This is a genomic window from Devosia sp. FJ2-5-3, assembly GCF_029201545.1.
Classification (GTDB): Bacteria; Pseudomonadota; Alphaproteobacteria; order Rhizobiales; family Devosiaceae; genus Devosia.
On record NZ_CP104007.1, the window covers coordinates 3,360,791 to 3,380,345 of the forward strand.

Sequence of the window (19,555 nt, forward strand, 5' to 3'; positions counted from 1 at the left end):
ACGGCGGCTTTTCGCCGGAATTTTTGACCCTCGAAAGGACAAACAAATGGATGTTGAAGCCGCAAAGATGATCGGCGCCGGTATCGCAACTCTGGGTATGGCTGGTGCCGCCCTGGGCGTGTCGAACATCTTCTCGAACTTCCTGTCGGGTGCCCTGCGCAACCCGTCCGCAGCACCCAGCCAGGTCGGTAACCTGATCTTTGGTATGGCCATGACCGAAGCTCTGGGCATCTTCTCGTTCCTGGTTGCTCTGATCCTGCTGTTCGTCGCCTAATAGGTTGACGATGAATTTGCGCAGCCGGGCCTGCCCGGCTGCGCCCATTCTGTCCGGCATGTGCCGGACGCTGGATTAAACGGGACCGACCAGATGGTAACGCAAGCCTTCGCCCAAGAGGCGGAAACGCCGACCGAGGACAATGTAGAAGCGCAAGGCGCCGACGCAGTCCATGCCGATCCGACGGCCGACACGCACGCCACCACCGAAGCGCATGGGGATGCCCATCATTCGGACGTGTTCCCGCCCTTCGATCCGGCTACTTTTCCCAGCCAGTTGCTCTGGCTCGCTATTTCCTTTGCCGCGCTTTACCTGCTGATGAGCAAGATTGCCCTTCCCAAGATGGGCAGCATCATCGAAAAGCGCCAGGCCATGATCGAAGCCGATCTGGCCGCCGCCGACCAGGCTCGTCAGAAGACTGACGCCGCCATCGCCGCCTATGAGAAGGCACTTGCCGAGGCCAAGGCCAAGGCACAGGGCATCGCAAACGAGAGCCGTGAGGCGATCCAGGCTGATCTCGCTGCCAAGCGCGGCGCTGTCGAAGCCGATCTCGCCACCAAGGTCTCCACTGCCGAAGCCCGCATTGCCGCGACCAAGGCTGAAGCTTTGACCCATGTCGACGAAATCGCCGCCGACACGGCTCAGGCGCTGGTTAGCCAGCTCGTCGGTGACGTCAATGCAGACAATGTCCGCGCTGCAGTCGCCAAGGCCAAGGAGTAATCGCGATGGAATGGCTCGATAACAGCTTCTACGCCCTCGTCGGCCTGGTCCTCTTCATCGGCCTGTTGATCTATGTTGGCGTCCCGCGCGTCATCGGCAACATGCTCGACAAGAAGATCAAGCAGATCGAGACGGACATCTCCGAGGCCAAGCGCCTGCGCGAGGAAGCCGCCGCCCTGCTCGCCGAATATGAGCAGAAGCGCGTCGCTGCCGAGGCCGAAGCCGAAGGCATCATCACCGCCGCCAAGGAAGAGGCCATTCGCCTCACCGCCGAAGCGCAGGCTTCCCTGGCCGACCTCGTCGCCCGCCGCACCAAGTCGGTGGAAGACAAGATCGCCCAGGCCGAAGCCCAGGCCATCGCCGAAGTGCGTGCCCGCTCCGCCGATCTGGCCGTGGAAGCTGCCCGCACCGTGCTGAGCAACGAAATGAATGCCAAGGGCGGTCAGATCATCGACAAGGCCATCGCCGACGTCGCCGGTCGTCTGAACTAAGTCCTCTTGGTTCTCCAGATTTGAAGGCGGGCAGCAATGCCCGCCTTTTTTGTTGTTTGTTTTGTGCGCCCAGTCCCCACCGCTCCCGCACAGCGCTCCCCCAATCACCGGGCTTCCCTCGGGCCTGACCCGAGGGCCACTAACCACCCGCACAGCGCTCCAAGCTCTGTCCCGCCTCTGTGTCATCCCCGCGAACGCGGGGACCTCCGTTAACAGAGGCTCCCGCCTGCGCAGGAATGACACCGTAAACAATTGGTCAGGGCCCAAGTGCGGCCAACACCCCCAAGACCTTTCCATCCCTTCCCTCGGGTCGAGCCCGAGGGCACCCAGAGCAGACAAAAGCACTCACGCAACTCCCACCCATCCATCTCCCCCACCCCACGTGGACAATCACCAACCCCGATTGACGCCATTAAATTTCTCCACCATGGTGCCGGCGACTGCGGGAGAGATCGGCTTAGGCCGGCGCCGAAGGAGCAACCGCCCCGGAAACTCTCAGGCAACCGGACCGTAGTCGGACAAACACTCTGGAAAGCAGGTCGCTTGCGGCCTCTCCGAAGGAGCAACCGGCGCTCAGCCGGGAAATCTCTCAGGGCAAGGACAGAGGGGGCACGCATTTCCGCCAAATGGCGGAGCCTTGTCGTGTCGCCTGCCCAACCAGAGAGCGCTCCATGTCCGCGTCCGAAGCTGAAACCCTCCTTACCGTGCCGCTCAATGACCAGCATATTGCTGCGGGCGGCCGCATGGTGCCGTTCAGCGGCTATTCCCTGCCCGTTCAATATCCCACCGGCATCATGGCCGAGCACAAATGGACCCGCGAACAGGCTGGCCTGTTCGACGTCAGCCATATGGGCCCGTGCTTCCTGACCCTCACCGGCTCGACTGGCGACGCCGACAGCGACTATACAGAGATCGCCGGTATCGTCGAACCTCTGGTCTGCGGCGACATCCTCAACCTCAAGCCCGGCCAGATCCGCTACACGCTGTTCCTCAACGAGAACGGCGGCGTTCTGGACGACCTCATGATTGGCCGCTCCCCGCTCCATCCGGGCGCGCTCTATATCGTGGTCAATGCCGGGATCAAGGAAGCCGATTTTTCGCGTCTCAAGGCCGCCGCCGGCGACAGGGCCAGGCTCCAGCGCGCCGACGACAACGTGCTCCTCGCCCTCCAGGGCCCTAAGGCCGCCGAAATTCTGTCCAAGCTCGTTCCTGGCGTCTCCGAACTCAGTTTCATGACCTATTCGACCTTCCCCTGGGGTGATGAAGACCTGACCATTTCCCGCTGCGGCTATACCGGCGAGGATGGGTTCGAGATCCTCTGCTCGCCGCAGCAGGCCCCGCGCCTCTGGGAGACCCTGCTGTCCGACGAGCGTGTCAAACCAATCGGTCTCGGCGCCCGCGATTCCCTCCGTCTCGAAGCCGGCCTGCCGCTCTATGGCCACGACCTCGACGAGACCATCTCCCCCATCGAAGCCGATCTTGGCTTTGCCGTATCCAAGCGCCGCCGCGAGGCCGCCGATTTTCCCGGCGCCCAGCGTATTCTCGCCGAGCGTGAGGGAAAGCTCAGCCGCAAACGTGTCGCCCTCATCGTCGAAGGCGCGCCGGCCCGCGAAGGCGCTGAAATTCTTGATGCTGCCGGCAATGCCATTGGCGTCGTCACCAGCGGCGGTTTTGCTCCGACGCTGGGCAAGGCCATCGCCCTTGGCTTCGTGCCACCAGAACACGCCGCTATCGGCAGCAAGCTGCAAGTCTCGGTCAGGGGGCGCCTGCAGCCCGCCGAAGCCGTCGCCGCCCCCTTCGTCCCCCACAATTATTTCCGCAAGCCAGCCTGAGGCCCCGCCATGACCACGAAATTTACGCCAGACCACGAATACATCCGCGTCGAGGGTGACATCGGCACCGTCGGCATCACCGATTATGCCCAGGAGCAGCTCGGCGACATCGTCTTCGTCGAACTGCCGGCGATCGGCAAGGTGCTCAAGAAGGGCGACGAGGCCGCCGTAGTCGAGTCGGTGAAGGCCGCTTCCGAGATCTATGCGCCTGTCTCCGGTGAGGTCGTCGAAGTTAACGTTGTGCTAACGAATTCGCCCGGAACGCTAAACACTGCGTCCGAGGGCGAAGGCTGGATGTTCAAGATCCGCGTGGCCAATTCCGCCGAAATCGAGACCCTGCTCGACGCCGACGGCTATGCCGATCTGACCCTCTAAGCCCCTGAGTTTCATGCGCTATCTCCCCCACTCCGCCCATGAGCGCGCCGACATGCTCGGCGTCATCGGCGCGCCCGATATCGACGCGCTGTTCAGCGCCGTCCCCAAGGCTGCACTCAAGAATTTTGTGCTGGATCTTCCGGCACATAGCCCTGAATTTCTCGTCGAAGCGCATATGCGCGCCTTGGCCGGCAAGAACCATTCTGCCGGCGATGGTCCGTTCTTCGTCGGGGCCGGTGCATACCGTCACCATGTACCCGCCACGGTCGACCATCTTATCCAGCGTTCTGAATGGCTTACGGCCTATACGCCGTACCAGCCGGAGATCTCGCAGGGCACGCTGCAGATGCTGTTCGAGTTCCAGACGCAGGTGGCCAAGATCACCGGCATGGACGTCGCCAACGCATCGCTCTATGACGGCTCGACCGGCACGGCCGAAGCGGTGCTAATGGCCCGCAGGATAACGAAAAAGAACAAGATTATCCTCTCCGGTGGTCTCCACCCCCATTATAGGGACGTGGTGAAGGCCTATCTCAAGGACGATTCCGACCTTGTCTGCCTGTCGCCCTCGCCGCAGGGCCAGGGGGATATCTTGGATAAGATTGACGGCGACACCGCCGCCATCGTCATCCAAACCCCTGATTTCTATGGTCATTTGCGCAATATGAAGGCGGCTGCCGATGCAGCCCACGCCCAGGGTGCGCTGCTGATCGTGGTCATCACCGAGGTGGTGTCGCTGGGACTGCTCGAAGCCCCCGGTGCACTGGGTGCCGACATCGTCGTCGCCGAAGGCCAATCCATTGGTAATGCTCTCAATTTTGGCGGCCCCTACCTCGGCCTCATGGCGACGAAGAAGGAATTCATCCGCCAGATGCCCGGCCGGCTCTGCGGTGAAACCGTCGATGCCGATGGCAATCGGGGCTTCGTCCTCACCCTCTCCACCCGCGAGCAACACATCCGTCGCGAGAAGGCGACGTCAAATATCTGTACGAATTCAGGGCTTTGCGCCCTGGCCTTCTCGATCCATATGTCGCTTCTCGGCGAAGCCGGCTTCGTTCGCCTCGCCCGCCTCAACCACGCCAACGCGATCAAGCTGGCCGATGCTCTGGCCGCAATCCCGGGCGTCGAGGTCCTCAACAAGACCTTCTTCAACGAGATGACCATCCGCGTCACCCAGCCGGCCGCTTCGGTGGTCGAGCGCCTGGCCCGGCGCGGCATTCTCGCCGGCGTCCCCGCCAGCCGCCTCTTGCCGGGGGATCCGGAGGTGGAAAACCTCATCATCCTGGCTGCCACCGAACTCACTACAGACGTTGATATTGCTGCTCTTTCCGCGGCTCTGACGGAGGAACTGGCATGAGCATGAACACGCAAGGCCGCCCCACCGGCATCGGCACCGGCGGCAGCACCAATGCCTCCGGTTCGGCGCTGATCCCCGATGAACCGCTGCTGTTCGAGATCGGCGACACCGAACATTCCGGCGTCGACCTCCCCGAGGTCGAGTTTTCCAACGACCGTCTCGGCGGTTTTGGCCGCCAGACCAAGCTGGACCTGGCCGGCCTCACCGAACCCGAAGCCATGCGCCACTATGTGCGCCTGTCGCGGATGAACCACTCGATCGACAGCGGCATGTATCCGCTGGGGTCGTGCACGATGAAGCACAACCCGCGTCTCAACGAGAAAATGGCCCGTTTGCCGGGCTTTTCGGACATCCACCCGCTGCAGCCGGTCTCCACCGTGCAGGGTGCGCTGGAGCTTATGAACGAGCTCTCCTACTGGCTGATGACGCTCACCAATACCGCTGCCGTGGCGCTCTCGCCCAAGGCCGGCGCGCATGGCGAGCTCCTCGGCATGATGGCCATCAAGGCTGCACAGGAGGCCCGCGGTCAGTCCCATCGCCGCATCGTCCTCGTCCCGGAAAGCGCCCACGGCACCAATCCGGCAACCGCGGCCTTCCTCGGCTATAGCGTGAAGCCCGTGCCGGCCAAGGATGACGGCACGGTCGACGTGGAGGCTGTGAAGGCGGCGCTCTCGCCCGACGTCGCGGCGATCATGCTGACCAATCCCAATACCTGCGGCCTCTTCGAGCCCCAGGTAATCGAGATTGCCAAGGCGATCCACGAGGCCGGCGCGTTCTTCTACTGCGATGGCGCGAATTTCAACGCCATTATGGGCGTGGTGCGTCCGGGCGATCTCGGCATCGACGCCATGCACATCAACCTCCACAAGACCTTCTCGACGCCCCATGGCGGCGGCGGGCCGGGTGCGGGTCCGGTTGTGCTGTCCGAAGCGCTGGCGCCCTTTGCGCCCGTCCCCTTCGTGCGCAAGGCAGAGAACGGCCTTGAGCTGGTGGAACATGTCGAGAGCCAAGCACTGGGCCGCGTAACGGCCTTCCACGGCCAGATGGGCATGTATGTGCGGGCGCTGACCTATATGCTGAGCCACGGCGCTGACGGCCTCGCACAGGCGGCTCAGGATGCCGTGCTCAACGCCAATTACGTCAAGGCGCGTCTCGAGCACCTGTTCTCGGTCCCCTTCCCCGACTACCCGACCATGCACGAGGCCCTGTTCGACGACAGCTTCCTCAAGGACACCGGCGTCACCACGCTCGATTTCGCCAAGGCGCTGATCGACGAGGGTTTCCACCCGATGACCATGTATTTCCCGCTGGTCGTGCACGGGGCCATGCTGATCGAGCCCACCGAGAGCGAGAGCAAGCAGACCCTCGACAAGTTTTGCGACGTCATGGCCGAGCTGGCGCAGGACGCCAAATCAGGCAACAGCGCCCGGTTCACTGCCGCGCCCATGAAGGCTCCGCGTCGTCGCCTCGACGAAACGCGGGCGGCCCGCCAGCCAATCCTGCGCTGGGAACGACCGACCGAACTGCCGAAGGCAGCAGAGTAACGAAAAAGGCCCGGAGCGTTTGCACCGGGCCTTTTTTCTTGGAAGCTGAGCTTGTTACCCGCGGGTGTCGAAGCCGACCCAGATGGTGATGGTCTCACCGCCCAGATAGGGCACAGCGACATTTTCCACCACCTTGACGAATTCAGCTGACTGGGCTGGCGGAGTGACGGCTACGGGAATGGTGTATTTTTCCGAGAAGATGGCCTGGCCATCGCGCTCGACTGCAAAGCGGATCGGCGCATTGACCGAGCTTTGCGTCCCTGCAGGGCCAAGGAGGACACGGCCCGACACACCCATATTGACAGTGATGAGGCCATTGGAAACGACGCAATTGCGCGTCGTCTCGTCGATGACGCCCTGATATTGCAGCGCCTTGGGATCGCCGGTGCGGCCGCCGCCATAGTAGAACATGGCTTCGCCGCCAAGGCGGACCTTGATGGGCGGGCATTGCGTGGCGATGGCCGGAAGGGCATTGGTCTGTGCCTGCGCAACCGCAGCCGGGGTGGCCGTCGCATTCTGCAGATTGGCGCTGGAGGCGGTCGACCCGCCCCCGAACATGCTGCCCATCGAGCAACCTGCCAGCAGGGTGGCAAGGCCCGCCGAGGCGACGACACGGATCAAGGTGTTCTTGGTCATGAGCGTGCTCCCGGCTCGATTATGCATTGGCGGCTTCAAGCGCCATGAGGATCGCAGGGGCGCCGCTGGCGTTCACCCCCGGTCCATCCTCGACGAAAACATCGGACACCACACCGTCGCGCACGATCATTGCGGCGCGGGCATAGCGCGTGCCCATTCCGAAGGGTGAAAGATCCTTGGCAAGACCAAGCATCCGCGCCAGTTCGCCATTGCCGTCGGCCATGAACTCGATGGTATCGAGGGCCTCGCTGGACTCCGCCCAGGCCTTCATGACGTGTTGGTCATTGGCGGCGACGCACACGATCTTGCTCACTCCCGCCGCTCTGAGCTTTCCGGCATTCGCCAAAAACCCGGGGAGGTGATTGACGTGGCAAGTGGGTGTGAAAGCCCCGGGGACGGAGAAGAGAACCACAATCCCCTCGCCCAGGACGGCATCGCTGGTTACATCGGAAATACCGGACGCATTCACCAGCTTGACCCCGACAGAAGGGATCGCGTTGCCCCGCTCAATCATTCGTGGATGTGCCCTATACCCTCTCGGCGGCTAGGAGCCGCCATACGCCCAAAACTCTCTGCCCTGCGATATGCGGCTTTCAGCCTACATACAAGACCAGATGGTCCCTTCGCCATGGGCAGCACTATTTACTCGTCGTCGGCCCCAATCGTCCGGCTGAGCTCGAATGCTCCCATACCGGTCATGAATGTGAGCTGAACATCCTGGCCTTCCAAGCCACTATTCTCGGTTTTCTCCAGGATGGGAAGCAGCACTAGGTCTTGTTGGGGGCTTTTTTGCGGCATGCCAAAAAGCGGCTTTCCTGTCTGCGTCGTCGCGATAAGCGAAGAAATGTCGAAACCGGGGTCGGTGATCTCGACCGCTATCGCCTTCTCGTCGGGGAGAAAATCGACGTCGCCCAGGGGTTGGTCGCCACCATCCCAGGCGATCGGCGCCTGTGCGACCGCCTGGCGGAGGCGAAGCGAATTGACCTTGTCGACAGACCCCTCTTCCAGGTTGAGATCGAAGCTGGCCCGGGCGGGAACGCAGATATCGGAGCAGATGCCTAATGTGGCGCTGACTGCCGCCTCGGCTTCGGCGCCAGCCAGCGTGACCTCGATCGGCAGCACTGTGGGGCCATAATAGACATAGTCGAGATAGGAGCCCTTCTTCTCGCGGATCGGGTAGGGCCAGATCACCTGATGTCCGGATATTCCTGCCGACCCCAGGAAATCGAGACCGAGTGGCAAACCTGTATCCCCAGGAACACGCCAATAGGTCTTGGTGTCCGCCGGCATATCGATTTCGAGGCCAATGAGCGTCTTTCCTTCAGCGCTCACCGTCCCCGTTGAAATCAGGCGGATCGAAACACCGGGAGCAACCTCCTGCCACGGCGTCTCGGCCGCGCAAACGGCGAAGGGAGGGGTAACGATCAGGGCGAGCAGAAGGGGCAGGATACGCATGACCGTGGCATTAGCGCAGGAGAGCATGAAGGAATAGCTGACGCCAGTTCAGGCCTTCGTGATGGTCAATGTCAAGCGTGGAGACTTGCTGCGCTTGGCACGGCGCAAGCGGCACCCTACTATCTAGAGATGAACTCGCTCGAAGGACAATTCCTGGTCGCAATGCCCGATATGGAGGACGAACGCTTTGCGGAAAGCGTCATCCTCCTCGTGGGGCACGGGGACGATGGCGCCATGGGCTTGGTGATCAATCACGAACTCGCCAGCCTGCGCTTTTCCGACATTCTCGACGAGCTCGACCTGGGAGATCCTGACGCCGTCATCCGCTTGCCAGACATCATTCGCGACCGCGCAGTCATGCGTGGCGGTCCAGTCGAGCGGAGCCGTGGCTTCGTGCTTCACTCCGCCGACTATCACAGCGGCAATACCTACAAGATCTCGGAAGAACTGGGGCTGACGGCAACGCTTGACGTCCTGAAGGCCATCGCCTTCGGACCTGCTCCCAAGGCCGCCCTCTTCGCGCTGGGGTGCTGCGGATGGAGTCCGGGCCAGCTTGAGACCGAAATCGGCGCCAATGGATGGCTGACCGTGCCGTTCGACCGGGCGCTGCTCTTCGACGTTCCGGTCGAGGATCGCTATGACGAGGCGCTGGCCCGACTGCATATCACGAGAGCATCCCTGAGCTCAGACGCCGGCCACGCCTGAAGCCCGGACGGCCGTCAACGGCCCTGCTGCGCCATCAGCTTGCGGGCAAGCTCGGCGCCCGTCATCGCCGTGCCAAAGGCAAAGCCCTGGGCGAGCCGGCAATTGAGCTGACGGAGACGTTCGATCTCGTCGAGCGATTCCACGCCTTCGGCAATCACCATCAAGTCCAGGTCCCGCGCCAGGGCCACGATCGCCTTGATGATGGGCCCCTGGGTATGCGCAATTCCTGTATCCGTTCCCATCTTCACGAAAGCGGCTGGAATCTTGATCGTGTCGAACGGAAAGCGATGCAAATAGCTCAGCGAAGAGTGGCCAGTGCCGAAATCGTCGAGCGCCAGGCCGACCCCCAGACCATGCAACGCCTCCAGCATGTAAGCGGAATGCTCGGGATTGCTCATCACCTGGCCCTCAGTGACCTCCAGCTTGAGGCGTGACGCCAGTGCCTTATCCCTGTCGAGCAGGCTCCGCATGTCCGCCAGCATGCTTTCCGTCGCCAATTGGGTCGGCGACAGATTGACGGAAACGAAGAACTCCTCGGGAAGCCCGATGCTGTTCATCCATTCGCGTGTCTGGGTGGCTGCCTGCTCGAAGGCCAGGCGCCCGAGCTTGTCGATCTGGCCGGATCGCTCGGCCAGGGGCACGAACTCATCGGGGTTCACGGCGCCGCGCGTGGGGTGGTTCCAGCGCATCAGCGCTTCCGCACCGACGATCTGGCCGGTGATGATGTCGGTTACGGGCTGGAATTGCACATGCAACTCGCCGTCCTTCATCCCGCGTTCCAGATCTTCCTCGCTAGCGCGATTATAGGTCGAAATCGAGCGCGCCGAGGCCCGGTAGGCCTCGATGCGATCACCGCCGAGACGCTTGGCGTAGTACATGGCCAGTTCGGCGTCGCGCAGCACATCGGCCGCAGAGGCGGGATTGCTGTCGTAGATCGTGACGCCGATAGAGGCCGAAAGCGTCAGGTCGCGATCACCAAAGTTGAAGGGCGCCTTCAGTGCCTTGCGGATCTGTTCGGCGATCTCGGCGATCTTGCCGGCTGCCTGTTCGGAGGCAAGGATGACAGCGAACTGATCGCCGGTGATGCGCGCCACGGTATCGAGGGGACGGATCGCGCGGGATATGCGGCGCGACATGGCCAGCAGCACGGAGTCGGACGCAGAGTGGCCGATACGCTCCTCAAGCTCCATGAACCTGTCGATGTCGATAAGGAACACCGCCGGCTTGATACCGCCCGGCAGGCGCGCACGCTCCAGGGCGCGCTCCAGGCGATCGAGGAAAAGTTGCTTGTTAGGCAAGCCGGTAAGACTGTCGTGGACCGCGTCGTGGAGAAGGCGTTCGCGCGCTGCGCGATCTTCGGTGACGTCCTGCAGGGTTCCGACGATGCGGTTTACCTGGCCATCGCCACCAAGAACCGGCTTCACCCGCATGCGGAAACTGCGATAGGTGCCGTCATGGCCGGCGACCCGGATGTCTGACGAGACTTTGCCGCGGCGCAGCTCAACGAGCGTATCAAACGCCGTTCTAAAACGATCGCGATCATCGGGATGCACCCGGTCGAGCCAGCGCTTGATGGCGCCGCGCAGGGCACCGCGCTTTTCACCGAGACGAATGGCAAGTTCATCGCTCACGGTGACCCGATCGCGATCGATATTCCAATCGAAGACAAAGTCGCCGGAACCGGTAAGCGCCAGCGCCCGCCGCTCCACCTCGCTCAATGTGCCGATGGAGACCTGCCCCTCCGAGAAGGCATGCTGGACGGCTGTGAACCCCAGGAGCATGACCACAAGCACCAGGCCACCCCCGACGGCCGGCTGGGCGACGTCATTGCTGACCTGTCCGGAAATCACCAGCCAGGCATAAAACAGCCAGGCGATGAAGATGATCCAGGTGGGCACGAGCAGCACTGCACGGTCATAGCCACGCAGCGCCAGCAGCAAGATCAGGAAGAAGCCGGAGAGCCCCAGCATGGCCAGCACAAGACGCGAGATGGTGGCGGCGATAGCGGGCTGGAAGAACGCAAAAGCGAAAAGGGCGAGGAAAAGCGCTGCGAGGCCGAGCGCGAGATGGATGAAGCGCAAATGCCAGCGATGCAGGTTCAAATATATGAACAGGAAGCCTGCCAAGGTGGTGGCAATGCCTGCCTCCGCGGCGGCACGCAAAGGCTGCACCCCGCCCGCCGAAATCGAGAACAGGCGGCCCAGAATGCCGAAATCGATGAGGAGATAGGCCAGCACCGCCCATGCGAAGGCCGCCGTCGCCGGAAAAACACCGCGCCCCTTGACCACAAACATTATGGTGAGAAAGACGGCGGCCAGCGAGGCCACGCCGAGCACGACACCCCGGAACAGGGTGAAGGAGTTGACATAGTCGCGATAGGCGTTGGGCTGCCAGAGATAGAGCTCCGGCAAGTTGCCGGACGACAATTCGGCAACCAGCGTGACCGTCGAGCCGGGATCGAGAGTGACCTCGAAAACATCGGCCTCGGGATCCGATAGCCTGACGGGCCGGATGCCCACGCTCGGCGTTACCGCGCTGACCCGGGCCTCGCCCAAATCCGGCTGAAAGACACCGGAGCCTGGCAGGCGGAAGAACGGGGCGACAAGCAGTCGCTCGATCTGCTGGTCGCTATCGTTGCGCAGGGCGAAGAGGGCAAAGCTGGGATTGGTGCCCTGTTCGCTCGCCAAGACCTCGATGCGCCGGATGATGCCGTCCGCGTCGGGCGCCGTGGACAATTGAACGCGGCCGTCATTGCCGCGCACCACTTCGATGACTTCGGACAGATTGACGGCGTTCACGTCCTCGGGGACGGAGATGACCTCGAAGCCGCGCGCGGGCGCAAGGCCAGAGAGCGCGAAAACGAGGAAACACGCGAGGGAAAGCAAATGACGCATCAGGGGCAGCTAATTCCTGCACAAGGCTTCTTTGTGGCAGCTCTCCGCGCAATCGTGCGGTGCGGACGCGCCGTTTATTATTCGGACCTCCCTGGGGAGCGCCTCCTTGGTACGGGAGATTGCAGGCTGCGACAAGCTTTAGCGGGTGTTGCGCGCCGGCAACACCTTGGCCAAGCTAGAACGAAGGCGTGCGCCGGCCAAGCCTCAGCAGATCCCAGCGCTCGCGGGTGAGCCCCATCAGCACATGATCCTCCCAGCGCCCGTCGATCTGCAGATAGCGCTCGGCAAAGCCCTCTTCGACAAAGCCATTTTTTTCGAGAACACGCCGCGAGGCGATATTTGTGGGGAGAAAGGCCGCGTGGACGCGGTGCAGGTCGAGCGTTTCGAAGACGAACGGCATGGCCATGGAAACGGCCTCGCTCATCAGGCCCCTGCCCGCATAGCTTTGGCCCATCCAATAGCCAAGGGTAACGAACTGGGCCGCTCGCCGGCGAATATTGGACAGGGTCATGCCGCCGGCGAGCGCCTGCTTGCCGCCGGTGCCAACGAACAACAAAAACGTGTAGTCGGTCCCCTGCTCCGCCTCCAGGCGCGCCCGCTTGACGCGCATGGCAAACAATCGCCTGGTCAGGTCAGCTTCGGTCCAGCGGGGTTCGAATGGTTTTAGGAACGGCCGGCTGACGCGACGCAGTTCGGCCCATTCTTCATAGTCCCGCATCTGCGGCAAACGCATGCTCAAGCGCTTGCCGCGAAGTTCGACTAATGGCGCCGGAGAAGACCAGGGCCACTGCATGGGGTCAGCGCCGAAGCCTCTCGCCGATGCTCTCGACATCGGCCAGGCCGCTGATCGGCCCAATACCCGCAAGAGTGGGCGTGCCGGACGTAAAAATCTGCTCGGCAACTTCGCGAACGCGCTGGGCCGTGATCCGGTTGATCCGCTCAACCGTCTCCTGCATCGGAATGGTGCGACCCCAGAGGATCTGTTGGCGCGCCAATTGCCCGGCGCGAGCCGAGGGGCTTTCGAGCGACATCAACAGGCCAGCGCGAATCTGATTGCGCACACGGACCACTTCCTCTTCGGAAATGGTTTGTGCGGCACGGCGCAGTTCGTCGATGACAACCGGAATCAGTTCGGGGACCTCATCCTCCCCGGTGGCCGCCGCAACGCCGAACACCCCGCTATCGGCGAAGGCCCAGTGGAACGAATAGACCGAATAGCAGAGGCCGCGCTTCTCACGCACTTCCTGGAAGAGACGCGAACTCATGCCGCCGCCCAGAACGGATGCGAGGACCTGAGCGGCATAAAAACCGTCGGAATTATAGGCCCGACCCTCAAAACCAAGCACGATATGGGCCTGCTCGTGGTCGGAAACGAGACGTTCCTGGCCGCCCCTATATTCCGCGCGCTGTGGCGCCGGCGCGCCGTTCGGCGCCAGATCTGCAAAGCGTTCCCGCGCCACTTCCACGAGACCATCGTGGTCCACATTGCCCGCCGCTGCGAGGACCATGTGGTCACCCACATAGTTCCGACGCATATATTTGCGGACCATTTCGGGAGAGAAGTCCCGGACCGAGTCGACTGTACCCAGAATCGTGCGTCCAATCGGCTGCGAGGGAAACGCGGCTTCCTGGAAGAGATCGAAGACATGGTCATCGGGATTGTCGCGCGCCGCGCCGATTTCCTGGACGATAACCTGCTTTTCGCGGGTCATCTCGTCCTCATCGAAGGTAGAATTCTGGAGGATATCGGCAAGGATATCGGCAGCAAGCACCACGTCGTCCTTGAGGACGCGCGCGAAATAGCCGGTATGCTCAATCGACGTCGCGGCGTTCAGGTCCCCACCGACATTCTCGATCGACTCGGCGATCTCCAAGGCGTTGCGAGACTTGGTGCCCTTAAAGGCCATGTGCTCGAGGAGGTGGGAAAGGCCGTGCTCGGCCTTTCGCTCGGACCGCGCGCCTGCCTTTACCCACACGCCAAGCGAGGCGCTTTCGAGATGGGGCATGTCGTCGGTCAGCACAACCATGCCGTTGTCGAGGGTCGTCGATTGTACGCTCACACTCGTTCTCCTGAGCCAACGGTACGAAGCACCGTCACTCCCATAAAGTGGTTTCAGGCCGCGCGCGTGCGCGACGAGATGAAGTCTTCCAGCGCCCTCTGATCGTTGGGCAATACGTCCAGCCGCTCCGGCCGTTGATAAAGATCGCCGAGCCAATCAGGCAAGGCAGGATTTGTTCCTGCGGCAGCGGACACTGCTGCCGGGAATTTGGCAGGATGGGCGGTCGCCAGCGAGATCATCGGCGTCCCCGCCTTGATCTCGTGACGCGCAACCCCAACGCCAACCGCAGTGTGCGGATCGAGCAGATAACCAGCTTGGCGCCAAGTCTGCAAAATGGTGGCGCTGGTCTGGGCCTCGTCGGTCGTGCCCGCCGAGAATTCGCGCCGTATGGCAGCGATGGATTGCTCGGGAAGCTCAAAGCCGCGCGACTGCTTCAAGGCGGCCATCATCCGGCTCACGGCAGTGGCATCCCGACCCACCGATTCAAACAACAGACGTTCGAAATTGGAGGATATCTCGATGTCCATCGACGGGCTGATCGTAGGCGAAACACCCGACATTTCGTAACGGCCCGTATCCATCGTCCGCCGCAGGATATCGTTGGCATTGGTGGCGATCACCAGCTTTTCGATCGGCAGGCCCATGCGCTTGGCGCAGTAACCGGCAAAAACGTCGCCAAAATTGCCGGTGGGCACGGTAAAGCTTACCGGCCGATGCGGAGCGCCAAGGGACACTGCGGAGGTGAAATAGTAGACGATCTGGGCGACGATACGGCCCCAATTGATGGAGTTCACCCCGGAGAGGCGAACACGGTCGCGGAAGGCGTGATGATTGAACATCGCCTTCACGGCATCCTGGCAGTCGTCGAAGGTCCCTTCGACGGCAATGTTATGCACATTGGTGTCGAGCACTGTGGTCATCTGCCGACGTTGCACTTCGGAGGTGCGGCCCTGCGGATGGAGGATGAAGATGTCAGTCGTATCACGGCCGCGGAAGGCCTCGATTGCAGCCGAGCCGGTATCACCCGAGGTAGCCCCGACAATTGTCGCCTTTAGGCCGCGCTCGGTCAGGATGTGGTCCATGATGCGGCTGAGGAACTGCATGGCGACGTCTTTGAACGCCAGTGTCGGCCCATGGAAGAGCTCGAGCACGAAATGGCCCGGCTCAAGCTCGATCAGCGGCGCAACGGACGGGTGGCGAAACGAAGCGTATGCGCCGTCGACGATCTTGCGCAGCGCCGGTGGGGGAATCTCATCGCCCGTAAAGCGCGAGATGATGTCGTAAGCGACTTCCGCGTAGGGCCGACCGGCAAAGGCGGCAATTTCATCAGAGGTGAACTGCGGCCAGGACGCGGGAACGTAGAGTCCGCCATCAGAAGCAAGACCGGCCAAAACTGCGTCGGAGAAGCCTAGCGCTGGCGCTTGGCCGCGCGTTGAAACAAACTGCATCGGGTGGAGGAGCCCTCTTGGAATTGTCGCAACCTAGTCAAAGCACGGAAAAGCCGCAAGCTTCCGCATGCTTTCACTTTGCCAGTGGCCGCCGCTGGCGCCAGAGCCAAAAGCCGACCATGACCACGGCCACGATGGAAAAACCGTACCACGTCAGTGCGTAGCCGAAGTGATTATTGGGGAAGCTGATGACCGTCTCGCCAGCTTGGGGGAGATCGCCGGGTGCCCCTGCCGGCAAATCGACATAGAAGGGCGCGATCGGAGCAAGGTTCGGATCGACCATCTTGGCAAGGCGCGCTGGATCACGCACCCACTCGATCCGATCCGACATATTTGGCTCGGGCGTCATCATGCCCGCCGCCTCGGCCGTACGGAACAGGCCGGTTATCGTCACGGTGCCAGGATCCTCGCCATGGAGGTCTCCCAGTGCGGCGGCCTCCTGGAGTTGCGTAGGCACAAATCCGCGATTGACGAAAACCGTGCCACCCTGCTCGAGCTCGAACGGGGTGACAACCCAATAGCCGGGACCACCATATTGGCCGTTGGCATTGGACAGGCTGGTAAAGACCGTGACGGTCTGGGTGTAGCGATAGGCGCCGGTCAGGGAAACGGGCTGGAAAACCAGCTGCTCGTAATCGAGGGCTGACCATTCTTCCGCAGTCGGAACCGGGATCGCCGGAGCGGTCAACCGTGCATCGACGGCCGCCACGAGCGCATCCTTTTCAGCGAGGCGCTGCATCTGCCAGGAGCCGAGGAAGGCACACACGGCCGCGAGGATCAGCATCAGCACCGCAAAGAGCCAATCGGTCCAGCGCAGCGAGCGGGTGGTAGTCGCGGTCATTGGTGTCCCTCATGGGCATCATTGCTGAATTGGAGATTGACCAGGACGCCCTTGAACGGGGGCAGGAGCGCCAGGCAGAGGAGGAGCGTGACCGGTATCCAGACCAGGAGGTGCACCCACGGGGCCATGGGGATGACCGAGCCAACAGCCAAGGCGAGAATGATGACCAGGGGCGCGACGAGGAAAATCACGAATACGGCTGGTCCGTCGCCACTGTCGGCGAAGGCATAGTCGAGACCGCAGCGGGCGCAATTCGGCGCAAGCTTGAGGTAGCTCGAGAACAGTGACCCCTTGGCGCAGCGCGGGCAACGGCAAAGAATGCCGGTCAGGATTGGGCTGGATGCCGCCATGAGCGCCTCCAATGAGAAAGGGGGCGCAGCAGATGCTGCGCCCCCGAAAGATCCCCTGCTCGGGGCTAGTGGTTGAGCGCTACGCCCCAGCTGCCCCACACATAGATGGAAGCGAACAGGAAGAGCCAGACAACGTCCACGAAGTGCCAGTACCAGGCTGCAAATTCGAAGCCGAGGTGACGCTCGGGGGTGAAGTGACCAGCCTGCGCACGGAACAGGCACACGGCCAGGAAGATCGTGCCGACCAGAACGTGGAAGCCATGCAGACCCGTCGCCATGACAAAGGTCGCGCCATACATGTTGCCGGTAAAGGAGAAGCCGGCATGGCTGTATTCCAGCGCCTGAACAAAGGAGAAGAGAACGCCCAGAGCGACGGTCAGGGCCAGGCCCCAACGCAGACCCTGGCGGTCATTTTCCAGAAGGGCGTGATGCGCCCAGGTCACGGTCGTACCGGAGGTCAACAGAATGAGGGTGTTGAACAGCGGCAGGTGGAACGGATCGAACACTTCGACCCCGGCAGGAGGCCAATGACCGCCCGTGGCGGCAACGCGCGCATATTGCTCGACGTCGTCGAGACGGAAGAAGCCGTCGAAATAGGCCCAGAAGAAGGCTGCGAACAGCATCACTTCCGAGGCAATGAAGAGGATCATGCCGTATCGATGGTGCATCTGCACCACGGGGGTGTGATCAACGCCATTATTGGCTTCCTTGATCACATCGGACCACCAGCCGTAGAAGGAATAGAGCACACCGGCGAAGCCGATGGCGAAGATCCACGGGGTCCAGTCGCGCATCCAGAAAACGACGCCGACCATCATCACGAGGACAGCGGCCGACATCACAACGGGCCACGGGCTCGGCTCTACCATGTGGTAGTCATGGTTCTTTTCAATCGCGGCCATGTTCAGCTTCCCTCATTCTCTGAAGCGTAGAAGGTATAAGAGAGAGTAATCTCTTTGATCGTGTTGAGTTCGGGGTTGTCGTCCAGATCCGGATCGACAAAGAAGACGATCGGCATTTCGACCGTTTCCCCAGGCTGGAGTGTCTGCTCGGTGAAGCAAAAGCACTCGATCTTGTTGAAGTAGATACCAGCCTTGTCCGGAGAGACGTTGAAGATCGCCTGACCGGTCACTGGCTTGTCGGATGTGTTGGTCGCGAGGTAGTGCACCGTGTCGACCTGACCGATGCGATCGGTGATCGGCGCAGCGGCCTTGACTGTCCAGGGAAGCGCATTTTCGACGTTGACGTCGAAGCGCACTTTCATCTCGCGTGCAATGACGCCCTTAGGATTGGCATCGGCGACCTGAGTGGTCCCGCCATAGCCGGTCACCTGGCAAAACAGCTGGTAGAGCGGAACAGCCGCAAAGGCGAGGCCAACCATGCCGGCAGCAAGGCCGAGCAGGACCAGGCCTGTCTTCTCGTTGCGTCGGGGCTGCGGCTGAAGGATTTCAGTGCTCATTACAGCATCCGGTCGAACAGCGCCGGGCCCATCTTGACCAGGGTCAGCACGTAGAAGGTAACGGCAAAGAGCAGCAGGGCCGCAGCCAGGGCGATCGAACGGGCGCGACGGCGGGACGGACTAGGCGCCACCGGTGAGGGGTTCCCTGCGGGCAATTGATCGGTATGGCTGGCCATCTCACAACACTCCTAGGCTGATGACGACGTGGTCTGCGAGCAAGGCCATGAAAAGCACGAAGAGATAGCTCAGCGAATAGGTGAAGAGCTTGCGTGCAGCCTTGCGCATATCGACCCCGTCCGGCGCACGCAGAAGGCGCAACGCGAGGAAAATGAAACCCACTCCCGTGGCAGCGGCAACAGCGCCATACATCAGGCTCGAGAAGCCCAGGATGACCGGCAGCAGCGAGCTCAGCGCCAACAGAACCGAATAGACAAAGATCTGACGCTTGGTCGAGGCGACGCCGGCAACATTGGGCATCATCGGAATGCCAGCGGCGCCGTAGTCACCCTGCTTGTAGAGCGCCAGAGCCCAGAAATGGGGCGGCGTCCACAGGAAGATGATGAGGAAAAGCGCAAAGCTGTCGAGCGTGATCGATCCAGTGACCGCCGCCCAGCCGACCATGGGCGGGAAGGCTCCAGCAGCGCCGCCGATAACGATGTTCTGGGGCGTCGATCGCTTCAGCCAGATCGTATAGACGACAGCGTAGAAGAAGATGGTGAAGGCCAGGAATGCTCCCGCGACCCAATTGGTCGCAAGACCGAGGAGAGCAACGGAAAAGGCAGACAGGATCAGGCCAAATGCCAGGGCTTCGCCCTTGGTAACGCGGCCGGCCGGAATGGGGCGGTTGATCGTTCGGCTCATGATCGCGTCAATATCGGCGTCGTACCACATATTGAGCGCGCCGGAGGCGCCGCCGCCGATGGCAATCGCCACGATGGCGATGAGCCCGATGATCGGATTGATTTCACCGGGAGCGATCAGCATGCCCACAAGGGCGCAGAAAACCACAAGCGACATGACGCGCGGCTTGAGGAGAACAAGGTAGTCGCCCACCCGTGCTTCGCCCGTCAGAGCGGGCGCATCCTTCATGCTGTCCATGTATGCCACTTGCGTT

The 19,555-nt window shown here is 61.9% G+C and carries 21 protein-coding genes and 1 riboswitch; of the genes, 8 read left to right on the forward strand and 13 right to left on the reverse strand.

The genetic code is table 11. From position 1 onward, the window contains the following. Positions 1–46: 46 nt before the first annotated feature. The 7 genes from N0P34_RS16170 to gcvPB all read left to right on the forward strand — a co-directional run bounded on the left by N0P34_RS16170 (position 47) and on the right by gcvPB (position 6,593). A complete protein-coding gene (locus N0P34_RS16170; protein WP_275604251.1) occupies positions 47–274 on the forward strand; it encodes a F0F1 ATP synthase subunit C in 228 nt (75 codons plus the stop codon). Between the two features lie 93 nt (positions 275–367). Further along, positions 368–994, forward strand: coding sequence for a F0F1 ATP synthase subunit B (locus N0P34_RS16175; protein ID WP_275604252.1), 627 nt, complete (start codon positions 368–370; stop codon positions 992–994). 5 nt (positions 995–999) lie between these two features. Beyond that, on the forward strand, positions 1,000–1,485 hold the full coding sequence (locus N0P34_RS16180) for an ATP F0F1 synthase subunit B (RefSeq protein WP_275604253.1): 486 nt from the start codon (positions 1,000–1,002) through the stop codon (positions 1,483–1,485). A gap of 433 nt (positions 1,486–1,918) precedes the next feature. Continuing rightward, positions 1,919–2,006: riboswitch (glycine riboswitch) on the forward strand. Between the two features lie 150 nt (positions 2,007–2,156). Then, positions 2,157–3,317: a glycine cleavage system aminomethyltransferase GcvT gene (gene gcvT, locus N0P34_RS16185; RefSeq protein ID WP_275604254.1), complete on the forward strand. Its 1,161-nt coding sequence runs from the start codon at positions 2,157–2,159 to the stop codon at positions 3,315–3,317. A 9-nt stretch (positions 3,318–3,326) separates the two neighbouring features. Beyond that, a complete protein-coding gene (gene gcvH / locus N0P34_RS16190; protein ID WP_275604255.1) occupies positions 3,327–3,692 on the forward strand; it encodes a glycine cleavage system protein GcvH in 366 nt (121 codons plus the stop codon). A gap of 13 nt (positions 3,693–3,705) precedes the next feature. Further along, on the forward strand, positions 3,706–5,049 hold the full coding sequence (gene gcvPA, locus N0P34_RS16195) for an aminomethyl-transferring glycine dehydrogenase subunit GcvPA (protein ID WP_275604256.1): 1,344 nt from the start codon (positions 3,706–3,708) through the stop codon (positions 5,047–5,049). Beyond that, complete coding sequence (gene gcvPB, locus N0P34_RS16200) at positions 5,046–6,593, forward strand: aminomethyl-transferring glycine dehydrogenase subunit GcvPB (protein ID WP_275604257.1); 1,548 nt, start codon at positions 5,046–5,048, stop codon at positions 6,591–6,593. Before gcvPA ends, gcvPB begins: the two co-directional genes overlap by 4 nt. Positions 6,594–6,647: 54 nt before the next feature. Here the strand turns inward: gcvPB and N0P34_RS16205 are convergent, their stop codons facing one another. From N0P34_RS16205 to N0P34_RS16215, 3 genes are all read right to left on the reverse strand, one after another. Further along, on the reverse strand, positions 6,648–7,229 hold the full coding sequence (locus N0P34_RS16205; RefSeq protein ID WP_275604258.1) for a hypothetical protein: 582 nt from the start codon (positions 7,227–7,229) through the stop codon (positions 6,648–6,650). A gap of 19 nt (positions 7,230–7,248) precedes the next feature. Then, complete coding sequence (locus N0P34_RS16210; RefSeq protein ID WP_275604259.1) at positions 7,249–7,743, reverse strand: peroxiredoxin; 495 nt, start codon at positions 7,741–7,743, stop codon at positions 7,249–7,251. Between the two features lie 128 nt (positions 7,744–7,871). Next, entirely contained in the window at positions 7,872–8,684 is an 813-nt protein-coding gene (locus tag N0P34_RS16215; protein WP_275604260.1) for a protein-disulfide reductase DsbD domain-containing protein, read from the reverse strand. 129 nt (positions 8,685–8,813) lie between these two features. Between N0P34_RS16215 and N0P34_RS16220 the strand changes: the two genes are divergently transcribed. Then, on the forward strand, positions 8,814–9,389 hold the full coding sequence (locus N0P34_RS16220; protein ID WP_275604261.1) for a YqgE/AlgH family protein: 576 nt from the start codon (positions 8,814–8,816) through the stop codon (positions 9,387–9,389). Between the two features lie 14 nt (positions 9,390–9,403). Here the strand turns inward: N0P34_RS16220 and N0P34_RS16225 are convergent, their stop codons facing one another. From N0P34_RS16225 to N0P34_RS16270, 10 genes are all read right to left on the reverse strand, one after another. Continuing rightward, positions 9,404–12,283 (reverse strand): EAL domain-containing protein, encoded by a 2,880-nt coding sequence (locus N0P34_RS16225; RefSeq protein WP_275604262.1) that lies wholly within the window; start codon positions 12,281–12,283, stop codon positions 9,404–9,406. 175 nt (positions 12,284–12,458) lie between these two features. Beyond that, complete coding sequence (locus tag N0P34_RS16230; RefSeq protein WP_275604263.1) at positions 12,459–13,016, reverse strand: GNAT family protein; 558 nt, start codon at positions 13,014–13,016, stop codon at positions 12,459–12,461. A gap of 64 nt (positions 13,017–13,080) precedes the next feature. Then, positions 13,081–14,343, reverse strand: coding sequence for a pitrilysin family protein (locus N0P34_RS16235; protein WP_275604264.1), 1,263 nt, complete (start codon positions 14,341–14,343; stop codon positions 13,081–13,083). A 53-nt stretch (positions 14,344–14,396) separates the two neighbouring features. Beyond that, a complete protein-coding gene (gene thrC, locus N0P34_RS16240) occupies positions 14,397–15,791 on the reverse strand; it encodes a threonine synthase (protein ID WP_275604265.1) in 1,395 nt (464 codons plus the stop codon). Positions 15,792–15,864: 73 nt separating this feature from the next. Next, entirely contained in the window at positions 15,865–16,632 is a 768-nt protein-coding gene (locus N0P34_RS16245) for an SURF1 family protein (protein WP_275604266.1), read from the reverse strand. Next, positions 16,629–16,982, reverse strand: a complete 354-nt coding sequence (locus N0P34_RS16250) for a DUF983 domain-containing protein (protein ID WP_275604267.1) — start codon at positions 16,980–16,982, stop codon at positions 16,629–16,631. The genes N0P34_RS16245 and N0P34_RS16250 overlap by 4 nt, the downstream gene beginning before the upstream one ends. A gap of 65 nt (positions 16,983–17,047) precedes the next feature. After that, a complete protein-coding gene (locus tag N0P34_RS16255; RefSeq protein WP_275604268.1) occupies positions 17,048–17,884 on the reverse strand; it encodes a cytochrome c oxidase subunit 3 in 837 nt (278 codons plus the stop codon). Between the two features lie 2 nt (positions 17,885–17,886). Next, positions 17,887–18,441: a cytochrome c oxidase assembly protein gene (locus N0P34_RS16260; protein WP_275604269.1), complete on the reverse strand. Its 555-nt coding sequence runs from the start codon at positions 18,439–18,441 to the stop codon at positions 17,887–17,889. Then, positions 18,441–18,617 (reverse strand): hypothetical protein, encoded by a 177-nt coding sequence (locus tag N0P34_RS16265; protein WP_275604270.1) that lies wholly within the window; start codon positions 18,615–18,617, stop codon positions 18,441–18,443. The genes N0P34_RS16260 and N0P34_RS16265 overlap by 1 nt, the downstream gene beginning before the upstream one ends. Position 18,618: 1 nt before the next feature. After that, a complete protein-coding gene (locus tag N0P34_RS16270) occupies positions 18,619–19,539 on the reverse strand; it encodes a heme o synthase (RefSeq protein ID WP_275607005.1) in 921 nt (306 codons plus the stop codon). Positions 19,540–19,555: the final 16 nt, after the last annotated feature.